Source organism: Novosphingobium sp. GW835-FHT14H07 (assembly GCF_058793515.1).
Genome location: NZ_JBXAFX010000005.1, coordinates 193,312 through 210,940 on the forward strand (window position 1 = coordinate 193,312; position 17,629 = coordinate 210,940).

The 17,629-nt window shown below is 66.0% G+C and carries 14 protein-coding genes; 8 read left to right on the forward strand and 6 right to left on the reverse strand.

Annotated features, from left to right (window positions below; all coding sequences use genetic code 11):
• Positions 1-3: 3 nt before the first annotated feature.
• Complete coding sequence (gene panC, locus AC1Q5P_RS07230; RefSeq protein ID WP_427463532.1) at positions 4-864, reverse strand: pantoate--beta-alanine ligase; 861 nt, start codon at positions 862-864, stop codon at positions 4-6.
• A gap of 99 nt (positions 865-963) precedes the next feature.
• Between panC and AC1Q5P_RS07235 the strand changes: the two genes are divergently transcribed.
• The 3 genes from AC1Q5P_RS07235 to pgmG are packed head-to-tail and all read left to right on the forward strand — an operon-like array spanning position 964 to position 3,518.
• Positions 964-1,794: a division plane positioning ATPase MipZ gene (locus AC1Q5P_RS07235; RefSeq protein ID WP_039333436.1), complete on the forward strand. Its 831-nt coding sequence runs from the start codon at positions 964-966 to the stop codon at positions 1,792-1,794.
• Positions 1,794-2,084 carry a J domain-containing protein gene (locus AC1Q5P_RS07240; protein WP_082013323.1) on the forward strand — a complete coding sequence of 97 codons (291 nt, stop codon included), beginning with the start codon at positions 1,794-1,796 and terminating at the stop codon, positions 2,082-2,084. Before AC1Q5P_RS07235 ends, AC1Q5P_RS07240 begins: the two co-directional genes overlap by 1 nt.
• A gap of 24 nt (positions 2,085-2,108) precedes the next feature.
• Entirely contained in the window at positions 2,109-3,518 is a 1,410-nt protein-coding gene (pgmG, locus tag AC1Q5P_RS07245; protein ID WP_492518573.1) for a phosphoglucomutase/phosphomannomutase PgmG, read from the forward strand.
• Here pgmG and AC1Q5P_RS07250 read toward each other — a convergent pair.
• Positions 3,502-4,395: a BON domain-containing protein gene (locus AC1Q5P_RS07250; protein WP_492518574.1), complete on the reverse strand. Its 894-nt coding sequence runs from the start codon at positions 4,393-4,395 to the stop codon at positions 3,502-3,504. The two genes, pgmG and AC1Q5P_RS07250, sit on opposite strands and share 17 nt — an antisense overlap.
• 177 nt (positions 4,396-4,572) lie before the next feature.
• On the opposite strand from AC1Q5P_RS07250, the gene AC1Q5P_RS07255 reads away from it, so the two are divergent.
• The 3 genes from AC1Q5P_RS07255 to AC1Q5P_RS07265 are packed head-to-tail and all read left to right on the forward strand — an operon-like array spanning position 4,573 to position 10,511.
• Positions 4,573-6,291 (forward strand): Hsp70 family protein, encoded by a 1,719-nt coding sequence (locus tag AC1Q5P_RS07255; protein WP_062347031.1) that lies wholly within the window; start codon positions 4,573-4,575, stop codon positions 6,289-6,291.
• Between the two features lie 10 nt (positions 6,292-6,301).
• On the forward strand, positions 6,302-8,074 hold the full coding sequence (locus AC1Q5P_RS07260) for a hypothetical protein (protein ID WP_492518575.1): 1,773 nt from the start codon (positions 6,302-6,304) through the stop codon (positions 8,072-8,074).
• Between the two features lie 22 nt (positions 8,075-8,096).
• Entirely contained in the window at positions 8,097-10,511 is a 2,415-nt protein-coding gene (locus tag AC1Q5P_RS07265; RefSeq protein WP_492518576.1) for a ligase-associated DNA damage response DEXH box helicase, read from the forward strand.
• Positions 10,512-10,613: 102 nt separating this feature from the next.
• On the opposite strand, the gene AC1Q5P_RS07270 is transcribed toward AC1Q5P_RS07265, so the two are convergent.
• Both AC1Q5P_RS07270 and gyrB read right to left on the reverse strand, forming a co-directional pair.
• Entirely contained in the window at positions 10,614-10,823 is a 210-nt protein-coding gene (locus tag AC1Q5P_RS07270) for a hypothetical protein (RefSeq protein WP_052242259.1), read from the reverse strand.
• A gap of 44 nt (positions 10,824-10,867) precedes the next feature.
• The gene (gene gyrB / locus AC1Q5P_RS07275) at positions 10,868-13,372 is read right to left on the reverse strand and encodes a DNA topoisomerase (ATP-hydrolyzing) subunit B (protein WP_039333424.1); all 2,505 of its coding nucleotides are present in this window, start codon (positions 13,370-13,372) and stop codon (positions 10,868-10,870) included.
• Positions 13,373-13,612: 240 nt separating this feature from the next.
• Here gyrB and AC1Q5P_RS07280 point away from each other — a divergent pair, with 240 nt between their 5' ends.
• Positions 13,613-14,248 (forward strand): HNH endonuclease, encoded by a 636-nt coding sequence (locus tag AC1Q5P_RS07280; RefSeq protein ID WP_039333422.1) that lies wholly within the window; start codon positions 13,613-13,615, stop codon positions 14,246-14,248.
• 97 nt (positions 14,249-14,345) lie between these two features.
• Here the strand turns inward: AC1Q5P_RS07280 and AC1Q5P_RS07285 are convergent, their stop codons facing one another.
• Positions 14,346-15,581, reverse strand: a complete 1,236-nt coding sequence (locus tag AC1Q5P_RS07285; protein ID WP_492518577.1) for an MFS transporter — start codon at positions 15,579-15,581, stop codon at positions 14,346-14,348.
• Between the two features lie 4 nt (positions 15,582-15,585).
• On the reverse strand, positions 15,586-16,596 hold the full coding sequence (locus AC1Q5P_RS07290; protein ID WP_492518578.1) for an NAD(P)H-dependent flavin oxidoreductase: 1,011 nt from the start codon (positions 16,594-16,596) through the stop codon (positions 15,586-15,588).
• A gap of 305 nt (positions 16,597-16,901) precedes the next feature.
• Here AC1Q5P_RS07290 and AC1Q5P_RS07295 point away from each other — a divergent pair, with 305 nt between their 5' ends.
• Positions 16,902-17,576, forward strand: coding sequence for a pentapeptide repeat-containing protein (locus AC1Q5P_RS07295; RefSeq protein WP_492518579.1), 675 nt, complete (start codon positions 16,902-16,904; stop codon positions 17,574-17,576).
• The last annotated feature ends 53 nt before the right edge of the window (positions 17,577-17,629 follow it).

Sequence of the window (17,629 nt, forward strand, 5' to 3'; positions counted from 1 at the left end):
TACTCATTTAGGGCCCACTCCCATGTTGTCGATCAGACGCGCCGCGCCGATGCGGGCGGCGACAAGAAGGCGGGCGCTTTGCCCGGTGAAGGTTTCGATAGCCTCAAGCGTGGCGGCATCGCGCAAGTCGGCATAGTCGACCGAAGCGAATCCGGCGGCGATGATGTCGGCGTTGAGCGAGCCAAGCGCCTGCGGCACCGACGCGCCGCTCTCGATTGCCGAAATCGCGCGGCGCATCGCCGCCGAGAGGCCGGCCGCCTGTTCGCGCTCCCGCTCCGTCAGGTACTGGTTGCGGCTGCTGAGGGCGAGGCCGCTTGCCTCGCGCACGGTCTCGACCCCGATGATGTTCGAAACGTGCGGCTGGGTGAGATCAAGGTCACGCGCCATGCGGCGGATGATCGCCAGTTGCTGCCAGTCCTTCTCCCCGAACAGGGCAAAGTCCGGGCGAACCTGGTTGAACAGCTTGCACACCACTGTGGCGACACCATCGAAATGGCCGGGGCGTGCGGCGCCGCAGGCGACCTCGCTGACGCCCGAGACCGAGATGTTGGTGGCATAGCCATGCGGATACATCTGATCGACCGTGGGCGCCCACAGCACGGCGACGCCTTCGGCTTCGAGCAGCGCGGCATCGGCGGCGAGCCGGCGCGGGTAGGCATCGAGGTCCTCGTTCGGGCCGAACTGGCGCGGATTGACGAATATCGAGGCGACCACGTGGCTGGCCCGTGCGCGCGCTTCGCGCACAAGCGTCAGGTGACCTTCGTGCAGCGCGCCCATGGTGGGGACGAAGGCCACGGTTTTTCCCCCGATTTTGAGCGCGTCGACCGCATTGCGCAGGTCTTCCAGCCGGTTGATCGTTTGCACCTTGGCAGCCACTCCACTAAGTCAGATGCCACGGGCGATACGGGCGGCGGACGCCTCTCGCAAGCCCGTGCAGCGTATCAACCACGTGAGTTACCAGCCTTGTCCAGCGCCTCGTCCCTTGGCCCGCATCGCATCGTCTTCGCCAATGAAAAGGGCGGTACCGGCAAGTCGACGACGGCGGTCCACGTCGCTGTTGCCCTCGCCTACCAGGGCGCTCGCGTGGCGACGATCGACCTCGATGCCCGCCAGCGCACGATGCACCGCTACTTCGAGAACCGTGCCGAGACGATGCGCCGGCGCGAGATCACGCTGCCGACCGCGACGTTCGAGGTCTATGGCGGGGACAGCATCGAGGAGCTCGACGCGCTGACCGAGCGGCTTTCGCAAAACCACGACTTCATCATCTTCGACACGCCCGGACGTGACGACGTGCTGGCCCGCCACGTTGCGACGCGGGCGGATTCGCTGGTCACCCCGCTCAACGACAGCTTCGTCGACTTCGACCTGATCGGCCAGGTCGATGCCGAAACCTTCAAGGTGCGCCGCCTGTCGTTCTATGCCGAGCTGATCTGGGAAGCGCGCAAGAAGCGGGCGATGGCAACGATCAAGGACGCGCGCCGCGAGATGGACTGGGTCGTGGTGCGCAACCGCACCGGCTATACAGAAGCGCGCAACCAGCGCCGTATCGACCAGGCGCTGACCGAACTGTCCAAGCGCGTCGGCTTCCGCGTGGCGAGCGGCCTTTCGGAGCGCGTGATCTATCGCGAACTGTTCCCGAGCGGGCTGACCCTGCTCGACAAGGGACACCTGGGCGAACTGGGCACGAGCCACCTCGTCGCACGGCAGGAATTGCGCACGCTGGTCTCGGGCCTCAACCTGCCGATGCCGGGCAAGACCGCACCCGAACCGAAGCTGGAAAGCGCCGCCTGATGATCAAGCTGCTCACGCTTGCGATCCTGGCCAGCCTTGCGTGCAAGCTGCTGGCAGGGCGCTGGCCGTGGGAGCTTTTGCAAGGAGACCCACGCGCCGCCAACGAGGCGCGGGCGCGCAACCTCCTCGGCATCGGGCCGCAGGCGGGATATGACGAAGTGATCGAGGCGCATCGCCGCCTGCTCCAGAAGGTCCATCCCGATCGCGGCGGCAGCAACGAAGCCGTGCATGAGGCCAATGCCGCGCGCGACCTGCTGCTGGCGCGGCTGGCCGACCGGCGCGAGGCCTGATCGGGTCGCCGAGGCAGCAACTGGATGACTGCGCACCGCTTCCACCCTTCGATCCTGCGCGAATACGATATTCGCGGCGTCTTCGGCGAAACGCTGAGTGCGGACGATGCCCGCGCGGTGGGGCGCAGTTTTGGCTCGGTGGTACGATCACGTGGCGGCGCCCGCGTAGCGGTCGGCTGCGACGGGCGCATCAGCACGCCGGTGCTGGAACATGCGCTGGTCGAAGGACTGACCGCCAGCGGGGTTGACGTTGTTCGGATCGGACTGGGGCCGAGCCCGATGCTCTACTTCGCGGCAACACCGGGTTCGGGCGGATTAGCCCCAGAGGTGCAGGGCGGCGTTCAGGTAACCGGCAGCCACAATCCCGCCAATCACAATGGCTTCAAGATGGTACTTGAAGGTGCGGCGTTCTTCGGGAGCGACATAGTCGATCTCGGGCGGATCGCCGAGGAAGGCGCGTGGACTTCCGGCAACGGGCGCATCGAGGACGCCGACGTTTCCGCCGCCTACGTCGATTGCCTGATCGGCGCGCTGGATGGCATCGGCCTGGATGTGCTGCAAGGACTCGCCATCGGCTGGGACGCGGGCAACGGCGCTGCCGGCCCCCTGATCGAGGCGTTGACCGCCCGGCTGCCCGGTCGGCATGTCCTTCTTCACACGAGCGTGGACGGCCATTTTCCCAACCATCATCCTGATCCGACTGTGGAAGCCAATCTCACCGATCTTCGCCGCGCTGTCGCGGCGGGAAGCCTCGACTTCGGACTGGCATTCGACGGGGATGGAGACAGGATCGGGGCTGTCGACGGCCGGGGCCGCGTGCTCTGGGCCGACCAGCTCCTGGCGATCTACGCCGAGGAAGTCCTGCGCGAGCGCCCGAAATCCACGATTATCGCCGATGTGAAAGCCAGCTCAACGCTGTTTGCACGCATTGCAGAGCTGGGCGGAACGCCCCTGATGTGGAAAACCGGGCATTCGCCGATCAAGTCCAAAATGAAGGAGACACTTGCCCCGCTGGCCGGGGAAATGAGCGGCCACATGTTCTTTGCCGACCGTTACTTCGGATATGACGATGCGCTCTATGCCGCCGTCAGGCTGATCGCGGCAACCGTCAGGCTGGGCAAGTCGGTCACGCAGATGCGCGATGCCATGCCCGAAATGGTCACGACGCCCGAGTTGCGCTTCGCCGTACCCCGCGAACGGAAGGCCACAGCGGTGGCCGAGGTATTGCAGAATCTCCGCACGGATGGCGCCGAGGTGAACGACACCGACGGCGTACGCGTCGACACGGCCGACGGCTGGTGGTTGCTGCGATCGTCCAACACCGAGGATGTGCTGGTGGTTCGCGCGGAGTCCGCCGACCAAGGCGGGCTCGACCGGCTCATGGCCGAAGTCGACACCCGCCTTGCTGCCGTGGGGATCAGGCGTCCGGCGTGACCGAACGGTCGCCGTTGCCCCAGCCCAGCGTGCCGCCCTGGCCTTCGAGACCACTGCCGGCCTTCACGCGCAGGTTGTTTTGCACGTGCTTCACCCCGCCGATGTCCTCGACGACGTCTTCCGCGCGGCGCTTTTCGGCGCGGCTGCCAACCGTGCCGGCCAGCGTCACTTCACCTTCGGTGACCATCACCGTGATCTGGCGCGCATCAATGTGATGGTCGTCGGTCAGGCGATCGTTGGCGTCCTCGCGGATGCGTTCGTCCGAGCGCGTGTAGTCGCCCGGGCCCTTTCCGCGATGGCTCTCGCGCTGGCCCCCTCGTCGGCTATTGTCCCGGTCGTCATCAGCGCCGAACCAGCCGCGCACCTCGTCGACGGCACGGTCGAAAAAGCCGCGGGGATCATGGTCGCCGTAACCGCCGCGACCGCTGTAGCCGTAGGATGACGGGTAACCTCCGGCCGAGCCGGTGCCATAGGCGCCGTATCCGGCTGGCCCGCCCCAAGCACGACGGCCTTCGCCATAGTCTTCTGCCGTGAAATAATCGGCGGTGTTTGCGGCGTTGCCGCTGGCCGTATCGCGCCAGCGCGAGCGGCCCTGCGGGGCGCGGGCCTGCCCCGTGTAGTGCCGGTCGCCCACTTCCCAATCGTGGGTACGCCGATCGCCGCGCATGTCCTGGTCCATCCATCCGGTTGGCGGATCGCCCAGCGGCGTTGAAGCCCCGGTCGAGCCGGAGCGACCCCACTGGTCACGGTCGCGGTCGCTGCGGTCATACCGATCCCGTTTGAATTCCGGGGCGAACTCGCCGGAATAATCGCGGCTCTGGCGTCGCTCTTCGTCCTGCCAGCGGTCGCGCGAGTTCCAATCCATGCGTTGGCCCATGGCTTTTTCTCCTTTCAAGGCGTTGTCATGGAAAGAAAACGGACAGGGGCGCGCCCTGCCCCCTCGCCCCGGCGCATCCACGGTCCATCCCGTCGTGCCTGCTGCCCGGCGCGCTTTGCGCTTGCCAACCGCGCGGGCCCTGTCGCATCACGCCGGTTGATATCTGCAGGAAGACGAATGCTCATCGGGATCGATCTGGGGACCACCAACAGTGCGGTGGCCATGTGGCAGGCAAACGAGAACGGCGGAGAGGCAAAGCTCGTGCCGAATGCCCTCGGGGCGCTGCTCACCCCTTCTGCCGTTTCGGTCCTGCCCGATGGCACGACGCTGGTCGGAGCCGCCGCGCTGGAGAGGATGGGCCTCAAGGATGGGGCCACCGCAACCAGTTTCAAGCGATTCATGGGCACCGACCGCAAGGTGAAGCTGGGCAAGAAGGAGTTCTCTGCCGAGGACCTGTCCGCGCTCGTGCTCATGGCCCTGCGCGACGATGTGGCCGCCTGCACCGGCACCCGCCCCACCGAAGCCGTCATCACCGTGCCCGCCTATTTCAACGACCGCCAGCGCAAGGCGACCCGCCGCGCCGGTGAACTGGCGGGCCTAACCGTACGCCGCCTGATCAACGAACCAACCGCCGCCGCGCTCGCCTTCGGCCTGCAGGACAAGGCCGAGCGCGAGCCGTTTCTGGTGTTCGACCTGGGCGGAGGCACTTTCGACGTCTCGATCGTCGAGATGTTCGAGGGCATCGTCGAGGTCCGCGCCTCGGCAGGGGACAACCGGCTGGGCGGTGATGATTTCAATGCCGCTCTGGCGATGGCCGTGCGTGGGCGGCTCGATCCCGACGGCCTGCTCGCCAAGCTGGAAGAACCGCGCGCACAGGCCCTGCTGCTGCAGGCCGCCGAACGTGCCAAGCGCGCGCTGAGCGAGGGGCAGGAAGCCGAATTTGCAGTGACGGTCGAGGACCAGCGGCTTTCCACCACGATCACCACGAGCGAATTCGAGGCCCAGGCCGAAGGGCTGATCCGCCGGTTGCGCGATCCGGTGGTGCGCGCCCTGCGCGACAGCCAGATCGACGCCGCGTCCTTGAGCGAAGTCGTGCTTGTCGGCGGGGCCACGCGCATGCCGGTGGTGCGCAAGGCGATCACGCGCCTGTTCGGACGCTTCCCAAATTCCTCGGTCCATCCCGACCATGCGGTGGCGCTCGGCGCGGCCATCCAGGGCGGGCTGATCGCGCGCGACGGCGGGCTCGAGGAAATCCGCATCACCGACGTCTGCCCGTTTACGCTGGGCATCGAGACAGCTGAGCATTCGGCACGCGGCACGATCCAGCAGGGCCTGTTCTCGCCGATCATCGAACGCAACACCCCGGTCCCGGTCAGCCGTTCTGGCATCTACAGCACGATGGGCGACAACCAGAAGCAGATCGAGGTGAAGATCTACCAGGGCGAGGCGCGCGAGGTCTCGGGCAACGTCCACCTCGGGCAGATCAAGGTGCCGGTCCCGGCGAAGCCTGCGGGCGAAGTCTCGATCGATGTGCGCTTCTCCTACGACAGTTCGGGCCTGCTCGAGGTGGACGTGGAAGTGCCGCTGACCGGCGCCAGGCACAACCTCCTCATCATCGACGAGGAAGACCGCAAGGCCGCGAAGGATCTCGATGCCCGGCGCCAGGCGCTGGCCGCGCTGAAGCACCACCCGCGCGAGGAGGCGGGCAACCAGGCGCTGCTGGCCCGCGCCGAGCGGTGCTACGAGGAATTCCTGGGCGATGTCCGCGCCGTCATCGGTGATCGCACCCGCATGTTCGTGGCCGCGCTCGACAGCCAGGAACCGCGGCGCATTGCCGATGCCTCGGCGATGCTGACAGAGCTTCTCGACATGCTCGAAGCCAACCCGCCGCTGTGACGCCAGAGGGATGACACCCACTCAAGCCTGGAACGTCCTCGGGATCGCGAAGACGCCGGACGTGGCGGCGATCCGGCGCGCCTATGCCGAGCGCCTGAAAGCCATGGACGTCGACAAGGACGTCGATGGCTATGCCCGGCTGCGCGAGGCGCGTGACAGCGCCCTGCGCTGGGCGAAGATGCAGGCAGCACCGCCTGCCGATGAGGAGTTCGATCCTTTCGCGGGCGTGACGCCGCTCGGGGATGCCGGAGAGGCCGCTCCCGAGGCCGAACAATCAAGCTGGCTCTATGCCGCCCCTGCAGTGAAGGGCGAGGTTGATCCCAGCCTGACGCGCAAGCTCGGCGAGGCGGTTCCGAAGCTTGACGTGACGCCAGGCTTCGTCGCCGCGCAGGCCCCGGCTGAGCAGGCCATCGCGGTCAAGCGCGATCCGTTCGAACGCCCCGTCCTGCTGGGTCTGGAGCCGACCTCGGACGCGGTCATGCCGGCATGGGCGCACGAGCAGGCGCTCTATCGGCTGCTTCTGCCAGACATGGTGGACGACGAGGAGACCCTGCCGCCGCTCGAAGGCTGGGAGGAGGCCATGGCGCTCGGCCACCTCAAGGCCGTGCTGCGCAATGCCGAAACCGTCAGCGTCACCGCCTTTGACGAGATCGACAACTGGCTGGCCGGTATCCTTGCCCGCAGCTGGCCACGCTCGGCCCCGCTGCTGGAGCCTGCCGCCAAGGTCTTCGGCTGGGAAAGCGAGCGCGGGCAAGTTTCGGAAAGGCCGGCCATAGCCTTCCTCAACGCCCGCCTGCGCGGCCTGCGCTTCCGCGAAAAGGTGCAGGACCCGAAGCACCCGCTGCACAAGGCGTGGAACGAACTGACCACGCCCGCGCAACAGGGCAGCCGCAAGGGCTGGTTCGTCAAGCGCGCCGACGTGGAGCAACTGCTCGAAGGCGTGCGCAAGAACTTTCCGGAAGTGGAGCACTACTTCGATCCGTGGCGCGTGGCGCTGTGGGAGAAGAACACCAGCGCAAACGTCGGGCAGGGCTGGTTCAGCAGCGGTCGACTGATCCTGTTGGCGGTCATCTTCGGCGTACAGATCCTGCGGGTCGTGTTCAGCAGCAACGACAGCTCGACCGAACCCCCGCCGGTGCCGGAGATTTCGATCAGCCAGAGTGCGCAAGAGAAGGAAATCGTCGGCCGCGCGGTTACCGCCGTGTTCGGGCCGGAGATCACCTTCGATGGCCTGCAGTCGCTCCAGCCCGATCTCGCCGCACTGTTCAGCGCCAACCGCACCATCGCGCGCACGGATGGCAGCAGTGATGAGGCCTACACCGCGAAAGTGCAGGATCTGGTGCGCGAACGCATGTATGCGACTGCGCTTGTCGAAAAAGGGGGTCTGCTGGCCGATGTGCAGCGCATTCGTGCCGACCTGCTGCGCGCCGCGCGAAAGACCGGGCCTGATGCCTGCATGGCTTTCCTCCGCACGCGCCGCATGGCATCCGGGGTCAAGGTGCCTCCTGCCGTGCTGGAACGCGAACGCACCCTTGCGGTGAAGATGCTCGACGCCCGCCAACTCGGCCCGCCGCAGCGGATCAAGCCGGGGACGGCAAGCGTGCCGGGTGAACTGATCGGCAAGGTCATCACCGAAACCGGCATACCCGACAAGCGCGTGCGGCAGGCGATGGGTGGCAAGGGTTCGGACGCCGACCAGTGCGCGGTGACCATCGGCCTGATCGACGCCGCGCTCGGCTGGAAGGTGGCGACAGAACGAGAGGCGATCCTTTCGGTTCTGTAAGGCGGTGCCTATCTTGGGGGCGATGACGCTCGCTCCCTCGATCACTGACTGGTTCGAAAGCCGCAGCTGGCGCGTGCGGCGTCACCAGAGCGAGATGCTGGAAGCAGCCCGTGCGGGCGATCATGCCCTGCTGGTGGCCGATACCGGCGCGGGCAAGACGCTTGCGGGGTTCCTGCCGACGCTGCAGGATTTCGCAGGCGATGATCTGCCGGGCGACGGACTGCACACGCTCTACGTCTCGCCGCTGAAGGCGCTGGCGCATGACGTGCAGCGCAACCTTCTCACGCCCATCGATGAAATCGGCCTGCCGATCCGGGTGGAGACGCGCAGCGGCGATACGCCTTCGGACCGCAAGGCCCGCCAGCGCGCCAAGCCGCCGCATGTGCTGCTGACGACGCCTGAATCGCTGTCCTTGCTGCTGAGCTATCCGGAAGCGGCAACGATCTTCGCGGGTCTGAAGCGGGTGATAATCGACGAGGTCCACGCCTTTGCCACCGGCAAGCGCGGCGATCTTCTCGCGCTCTCGCTGGCGCGGCTGCAGGCAATTGCCCCCGACATGCGGCGCGCCGCGCTTTCCGCAACCTTGGCCGATCCGCAGGACTTCTGCGCGTGGCTCGCGCCCGATGGCAATGCTGCTTCGGTGCGGCTGGTGGAGGGCGAAGCGGGCGCAAGGCCCGAACTTTCGATCATGAACCCCGAGGACGAGCGGGTGCCCTGGGGTGGCCATGCCGCTGCGTGGGCCGTGCCGCAGCTCTATGACGAGATAAAGCGCAACCAGACCACCCTGATCTTCACCAACACGCGATTCCTCGCCGAATACATCTTCCAACTGCTGTGGGACATCAACGACGACAAGCTGCCGATCGGCATCCACCACGGCTCCTTGTCGAAGGAAGCACGACGCAAGGTCGAAGGGGCGATGGCCCGCGGCGAGTTGCGCGCGCTGGTCTGCACCGCCAGCCTCGACCTTGGCGTGGACTGGGGCGATGTCGACCTGGTCGTGCAGATGGGCGCACCCAAGGGCTCGTCGCGCCTGCTGCAGCGCATCGGCCGCGCCAACCACCGCCTCGATTGCCCCAGCCGGGCACTGCTTGCGCCCGGCAACCGCTTCGAATTTCTCGAAGCATTCGCGGCGCAGGAAGCGGTCCACGAGGGGCGGCGCGATGGCGAGGACTTCCGCCCCGGCGGGCTCGACGTGCTGGCGCAGCACGTCATGGCCTGCGCCTGCGCCGGACCGTTTGACGAGAAGGCGCTCCATGCCGAGGTCCGCTCCGCCCATCCCTACCGCTGGGTCGATGAAGCGCAGTGGCAGCGCGTGCTCGAATTCGTGGCAACCGGCGGCTATGCCTTGCGCGCTTATGACCGCTTCAAGCGCATCGTGCGCGACAAGCATGGTACCTGGCGACTGACCCACCCCGAACATGCCGCGCGCCATCGCCTCAATGCCGGAATCATCGTCGATTCCGAAATGCTCGACGTGCGCTTTCGCAACGGCCGTTCGCTCGGCAAGGTCGAAGAGAGCTTCGGCGCGACGCTTTCCCCCGGCGATACGATCCGCTTTGCCGGGATGGACCTTGAGGTCGAAGGCGTGCGTGATCTTGAACTGATCGTGCGGGCGGCAAAGAAGCCGGGTCAGATCCCCAGCTACATGGGCGCGCGCCTGCCGCTGACCACGCACCTGTCCGATCGCGTGCGGGGGCTGATGGTCGATCGTGCAGGCTGGTCGCGCTTCCCTGATGACGTGCGCGAATGGCTGGAAATGCAGGACTGGCGCAGCCGGCTGCCGGGGCCGGGCATGCTGCTGGCCGAAAGCTTCCCCCACCAGAACAAGCACTACACCGTCTACTACACGTTCGAGGGCTGGAACGCGAACCAGTCGCTCGGCATGCTGATCACGCGCCGGATGAACGAGCTGGGCCTCGCCCCGCTGGGCTTTGTGGCCAATGATTATTCGCTGGCCGTTTGGGGTGCGAGGCCGGTCCTTGATCCCGCGCCGCTGCTCTCATCCGACATCCTCGCGCACGAGTTCGTGGAGTGGGTGCAGGAATCGCACCTGCTGCGCCGCGCCTTCCGCGAGGTGGCGGTGATCTCGGGACTGGTCGAACGGCAGCATCCGGGCAAGCGCAAGTCGGGCAAGCAGGTCACCTTCTCGACCGACCTGATCTACGACGTGCTGCGCAAGTACGAGCCTGACCACCTGCTGATCCAGGCCGCATGGGCCGATGCCCGCGCGCGGATGACCGACGTCGGCCGGCTGGGCGACCTGCTCGATCGCGCGGCTGGCCAACTGGTCCACGTCGAGCTGGACCGCGTCAGCCCGCTCGCCGTGCCGGTGCTGGTGATGATCGGCCGCGAGACCACGCCAGCGGGCGCTGCGGATGATGAGCTTCTGGTCGAGGCGGAGAGCCTTGCCGCTGCGGCGATGCGGGCTGATTGAGGCGTAAAAAAGCGGGACCCCGGATCAAGTCCGGGGTGGCGGTTGTTTCAGCGCATCATTTCCTTCGTCACCCCGGGCTTGACCCGGGGTCCCGCTTCTTCGTCAATTCGTCTCGCGCGCCAGCCGGTCGGCCAGCTCGGCAATTTCCGAAGGATCGAGCAGCCACGTCCGCGTCGCCCGGCCCTCGCGGTGGATCGGCTTGGTCAGCAGCACGCGGGCATTGTCACGCGCGTGGGGCTTGTAGAGTCCGTAGTGCAGCGCACAGTCACGGATCGTGCCGATGATCGGGGCGCGGCCCTCAAGGTCGATCATCGTGGCGGGCTGGTCCCACGGGATTTCGTCGGTGAAGGCCACGATCAAACGTCCAGATTCGCCACGTTGAGCGCGTTTTCCTGGATGAAGTCGCGGCGCGGCTCCACCACGTCGCCCATCAGACGGGTGAAGATCTCGTCGGTCACGTCGGCGTCCTCGACCTTGACCTGCAACAGCGAGCGGTTGTCTGGATCGAGCGTGGTTTCCCAGAGCTGCTCGGCGTTCATCTCGCCAAGGCCCTTGTAGCGCTGGATCGACAGACCCTTGCGGCCACCGGCAAAGACTGCATCGAGCAGTTCGGAAGGCCGCGTGATTGCATCCTTGACCTTGGCTGCCGGCGCAGCGGGTGCTTCATCATCCCCTTCGGCCAGGACCGGCGCAGGCTCTGCCTCGGCAGCCGTCGCGCGCACCAGACGGGCCATCCCGGCATAGACCTCGGCGTTCTCGGCGGCGAGCTTGGCCAGCTTGCGCGCCTCGGCGCTGACGAGAAAGCCCGCTTCGATCATGTGATGATCGGTCACCCCGCGCCACAGGCGCTGCACGTGATAACCACCCTCTTCCGATACCACGACGCTCCAGCGCGCTTCGGTATCGCCGCGGTTGAGCCAGTCTGCCGCCTTAGCCAGAGCGGCATCGCGCTGCTCGGCGCCCATCTCCGGCTCGAGCGCGCCCGAAAGCGCCAGCGCCTCGATGATCGAGGGATTGTAGCGGCGCGGCACGAAGCCCATCAGGTTGCGCATGCGCAGGGCATGGTCGACCAGCGCCTCGAGATCGGGGCCGCTGCGCGCACCACCGGCGGTTTCAAGAATACGGCCCGAAAGCCCCGCCTCGACCAGATAGCGGTCCATCGCAGCGTTGTCCTTGAGGTAAACCTCGCTGCGGCCCTTGGCGACCTTGTAGAGCGGCGGCTGGGCGATGAAGAGGTGCCCGGCCTTGATGATCTCGGGCATCTGGCGATGGAAGAACGTCAGCAGCAGCGTGCGGATATGCGCGCCGTCGACGTCGGCGTCGGTCATGATCACGATCTTGTGATAGCGCAGCTTGTCGATGTTGAATTCATCGCGCAGGCCGGTGCCCATCGCCTGGATCAGCGTGCCGACTTCCTTCGAGCCGATGATGCGATCGAAGCGGGCTCGCTCCACGTTGAGGATCTTGCCCTTCAAGGGCAGAATCGCCTGCGTCTTGCGATCGCGCCCCTGCTTGGCCGAACCACCTGCCGAGTCACCCTCGACCAGGAACAGTTCGCACTTGGCCGGATCGCGCTCCTGGCAGTCCGCCAACTTGCCCGGCAGCGAGGCGATGTCCATCGCGCCCTTGCGTCGGGTCAACTCACGGGCGCGCTTGGCCGCTTCGCGTGCGGCGGCGGCGTCGATCACCTTCTGCACGATGGCCTTGGCGTGGCCGGGATTTTCCTCCAGCCATTCGACCATCTTGTCGGCCATCAGGCTTTCGAGTGGCTGACGCACTTCCGACGAAACCAGCTTGTCCTTGGTCTGCGAGGAGAACTTCGGATCGGGCAGCTTGACCGAGACGATGGCGGTGAGGCCTTCGCGCATGTCGTCGCCGGTAAGGCTGACCTTCTCCTTCTTGAGCAGGCCCGACCGCTCGGCATAGCCGTTCAGCGTGCGGGTCAGCGCCGCGCGGAACGCCGCCAGGTGCGTGCCGCCATCGCGCTGCGGGATGTTGTTGGTAAAGCACAGAACGTTTTCGTAGTAGCTGTCGTTCCATTCGAGCGCGACGTCGATGCCGATGCCATCGCGGTTGGCGGAGATCGCCACAGGCTCGGGCATCAGGGGCTGCTTGTTGCGGTCGAGATACTTCACGAAGGCCGCGATGCCGCCTTCGTAATAGAGATCGTGCTCCTTCACTTCCTCGTGCCGCTTGTCGCGCAGCATGATGCGCACGCCCGAATTGAGGAAGGCGAGCTCACGGTAGCGGTGTTCGAGCTTGTCGAAATCGAACTCAAGCACGTTCTTGAACGTCTCGTGGCTCGCCTGGAAGGTCACGCGCGTGCCCTTCTTGCCTTCCGGCGCCGGCCCGCGCACTTCCAGCGGCGCAACAGCATCGCCGTGCGCGAACTTCATCCAGTGCTCCTTGCCGTCACGCCAGATCGTCAGCTCCAGCCATTCCGACAGCGCATTGACCACCGACACGCCGACGCCATGGAGGCCGCCCGAAACCTTGTAGGCGTTGTCGTCCGAGGTATTCTCGAACTTGCCGCCCGCGTGGAGCTGGGTCATGATGACCTCGGCCGCAGAGACGCCCTCTTCGGCGTGAATGTCGGTCGGGATGCCGCGCCCGTTGTCTTCCACCGAGACCGAGCCATCGGGGTTCAATTCGATCAGCACCAGATCGCAGTGACCGGCCAAAGCCTCGTCGATCGCGTTGTCGGAAACCTCGAAAACCATGTGGTGCAGGCCCGAACCATCGTCGGTATCGCCGATGTACATGCCGGGGCGTTTGCGCACCGCATCGAGGCCTTTCAGGACCTTGATGGAATCGGCGCCATAGGCGTTGGTGTTGGGTGTGTTTTCGTTGGTGCTCGACATAGTCTGCACATAGGCACGAAAGGGCAAAAACCCAAGCGAATCCGGCCTGTTTTACACAAGGGAAAGCCCCGATCGGCGCGCGGCGAAGGCAGGCTGTGGAAATGCACCCAATCAGCCCCTTGACGCCAGACTCGCAGGCGTGTTCCATGAGCGCATGTGTAACACTGCGGTCACCAGGCAAAGCCATGACTGCCCCTGCGGAGGCGCTCCCGCCTCTGTGTGCAGGGAAGAAGTCGGGACGTGCTCCATAAGGCGCTGATCGATCGGGCGGCTTCGGCCAGGCCCAACAGCGGTGACAGCACCGCCTTCAACGATGTTCTGCACAATGACCGGCATCTGGCGAACTGCCCCGCGCTGGTCCTCAATGCCGATTACACCCCGCTGAGCTATTACCCCTTGAGCCTGTGGCCGTGGCAGACCGCGATCAAGGCGGTGTTCCTCGAACGCGTCGACATTATCGAGACGTACGACCGCGAGGTCCACAGCGCCAGCTTCGGCATGAGGCTGCCCTCGGTCATCGCGCTGCGGCAATACGTGCGGCCGAGCGAGTATCCCGCCTTCACCCGCTTCAACCTGTTCCTGCGCGACCGCTTCCAGTGCCAGTATTGCGGCAGCCCCGACCTGCTGACCTTCGACCATATCGTGCCGCGTCGCCTCGGCGGGCGCACCTCGTGGGAGAACGTGGCAGCCGCCTGCTCACCCTGCAATCTTAGGAAGGGCGGACGCACCCCAGAACAGGCGCACATGCGGCTTATGAACCGCGCGATCCGGCCGACGACGTGGCAACTGCAGGAGCGCGGCCGCGCCTTCCCGCCCAATTACCTGCACGAAACCTGGCGCGACTGGCTCTACTGGGACGTCGAACTGGAAAGCTGAGGCGGTAGCCGATGCGCGCAGATGCTTCGACAAGCTCAGCATGAGCGGGTTTTATGGAGATCCCCGCTCGTCCTGAGCCTGCCGAAGGACGCTGGAACTAAGCCCGCCGCTCCAGCAGGGCGGCCCCCTTCAGGAACAGCGCCAGCGTGATCAGAGAGATCGCCGCCGCCAGCAGGATCGGCATGCCGGGCAAGTGGTAGATCGCATCGGGGCCGCTGAACTTCTCCAGCGTCTGCGTGTACATCGGCGGTCCGATGATCGCTGCGATCGATCCGATCGACTGCACCGCGCCCTGCAACTCGCCCTGGCTGCGCGCATCGACCGCGCGGCTGTTGAACGCCGAGATCGGTGACTGCACGAAGCCCTGCAAGGCGCCCACTCCAATCGCCACGTAGACCTGCCAAGGCTCCTGCGCCAAAGTGTAAAGCACCGCCGAAACGCACAGGCCTGCCACACCAAGCACAACCGCGCGTTTCTCACCCAGCACCGGCAGGAACAGGCGCAGGCCCACCCCCTGCACCAGCGCGCTGCTGAACCCCACCAGCGCCAGCGCCACGCCGACCTGGCCCACGCTGAAGCCATAGGCGGCAATCGCGAAGTAGGACCACGCCGCCGGGTAGACGATATGCGCCAGTTGCCACATGCCGAGCGCCGCCACGAACCACAGCACTGTCGGGCTCTGCCCCTTCAGCGCGCTCAGCGAGGCCATGGCGTTTGCCTGCCGCCAGTCGAACGGGCGGCGGTTTTCAGGGGCCAGCGATTCCTTGAGGAAGAAGAACCCGAACACGGCATTGGCCAGCGCCAGCCCGGCGGCGGTGTAGAACGGCAGGCGCGGGTCGATCGACCCGAGCAACCCGCCCATCGCCGGGCCGACGACGAAGCCGATGCCGAACGCGAGCCCCATCAGCCCGAAGTTCGCCGCGCGCTTTTCGGGTGGGGTAACGTCGGCAATATAGGCATAGGCCGGGGAGAAACTGGCGCCCGTGACGCCCGCAATCAGCCGCCCGGCAATCAGCCACCCGAAATTGGGCGCCATCGCCTGCAGCAGGTAATCCAGCCCGAGCATGAGCACCGCCGCGAGCAGGATCGGGCGGCGGCCATAGCGGTCGGAGAGATTGCCCAGCACCGGCGCGAACACGAACTGCATCGCCGCATAGCCCGCCCCCAGCCAGCCGGCGTAACCTGCCGCCGTGCCGATATCGACATGCGTCAGGTCCATGATCAGGCCCGGCAGCACCGGCGTCACCACGCCAAAGCCGAGCATGTCGATCAGGACAATCGCAAAGACGACGCCGAAAGAGGCGCGATGCCCTGATGCTGCCCCAGCCGCCATGCGATCAGCGCCGCGAGAGCGCTTCCTCGCTTTCGGCCATGAGCTGGGCGATGATCTCGGCCACCGGCTCTTCCTTCGTCACCATGCCGACCGACTGGCCAGCCATGACCGAGCCGCGCTCGACATCGCCGTCGATCACCGCACGGCGCAACGCGCCTGCCCAGAAGTGCTCGATCTCGAGCTGGGCGGCGGCCATGTCGAGCTTGCCCTCGTCGAGCAGCTTGGCCACTTCCACCTGCTTTGCGGTGAACTCCTCGGTGCCCTTGTTCTTGAGCGCACGGACCGGAATCACCGGCAGGCGCGGATCGACCTGCACCGAAGCCACCGCATCGCGGGCATTGCCGCGGAAGAACGCCGCCTTGAACGCCGGATGCGCAATCGATTCCGTGGCGCAGGCAAAGCGGGTGCCAAGCTGCACGCCCGCAGCACCCATCTCGAGATAGCTGGCGATCATCTCCCCCCGCCCGATGCCCCCTGCCACGAACACCACGTGGTCTTCAGCCAATGCGGGCAGGAATTCCTGCGCAAGCACCGAGGTCGAGACCGGCCCGATATGGCCGCCCGCTTCCGAACCTTCGATCACCAGCGCGTCCGCACCGGAACGCAGCAGCTTCTTCGCCAGCGCCAGCGTCGGCGCAAAGACGATGACCTTGGCGCCAAAGGCCTTGATCGCCTCGACGCTGCCCTTGGGCGGAATGCCGCCTGCCAGCACGACATGGCCGACCTTGTGCTTCGCACAGACCGCGATCAGGTCGAACAGCGCCGGGTGCATCGTGATCAGGTTCACGCCGAAGGGCTTGTCCGTCAGCGCCCTGGTTGCGGCAATTTCGGTATCGAGGAGTTCGGGCGTCATCGCCCCGCAGGCAATCACGCCGAAGCCCCCGGCGTTGCTGATTGCCGAAACAAGGTTGCGCTCCGACACCCAGCTCATCGCCCCGCACAGGATGGCGTGCTCCGTGCCGAGGAACTCGGCGCCGCGGCGCATGAGGGCTGATGTCTTGGGTGTTGCAGGCATGCTTCGAGAATCCCGTCCGAAAGTCCGGCGCGCTTTAGGGCGGGTTTGGGGCGGCAACAAGGCCGGACTTGGCCGCATCATCGCCAGAAGCGATAACTCTGCGCAAGTTAACCTGTTTTACCGATCATGCCATGTCCGGTAGAAGGCTTGCATCAAGTGGGTTCCCCCTCACCCACCGAGCCCCGAGAGCCGGTCGTCTCAATCTCCTAGACTGGCCCGGGTCGCACCCCGCCCTTTGGCTCCGGATCGGGCCGGAGGGCGGGGTTTCATTTTGCCTGGCCGCAGATTTCGCCTAAGCGCGAGGCATGACGGAAATCCTCTCGGGCCAGACGCTTGTTCGTGCCGACATCGCTGCGCTTGCCGGCAAGGCCCCGCAACACCTCGAATCCTGCGACCTCGACGAGGCGGACCTTTCCAAGCTCGACCTCTCGGGCTGGACGTTCGAACGCTGCTCGATGCGCCACGCCGATCTTTCCGGCGCAAGGCTCGCCCGCACGGTCTGGCGGTCGACCAAGGCACCGTTTGCCAACCTGACCGGCGCGTATCTTGAAGAAGCGCAGATCCGAGGCTGCGATCTCAACAACGCATCGCTGCGCCGCGCCAACATCGGCTCGGCCAAGGTCGTCTCCACGCGCATGACCGGCGCGGACCTGCACATGGCCAAGGGCATGGGCTTCACCTTCGAGGAAGTGCTGCTGGTTGGCGCGCGCCTGCCCGGCCTCTCGTTCCGCAAGGAGAAGCTGGTGCGGCTCGACATGGCGCAGGCGGACCTTGCCAAGTGCGACTTCCGCGGCGCCGTGCTTGAAGGGTGCAGCTTGCGCGAAGCCAATCTCGATGGCGCGCAGTTTGCCGGCGCAGACCTTCGCGGCGCGGACCTCGGCGGGCTGCAACTCGAAGACGCCCGGGTCTTCCGTGGTGCCGTGATTTCGCGCGAGCAGGCCGAACAACTGCTGTCAGGCTGGGGCCTGCTGATCAGGTAACTGTTGCCTGCCGGGCGCCTGGCTGCCAGTCGAGAGCCAGGCGACAGCGTCTC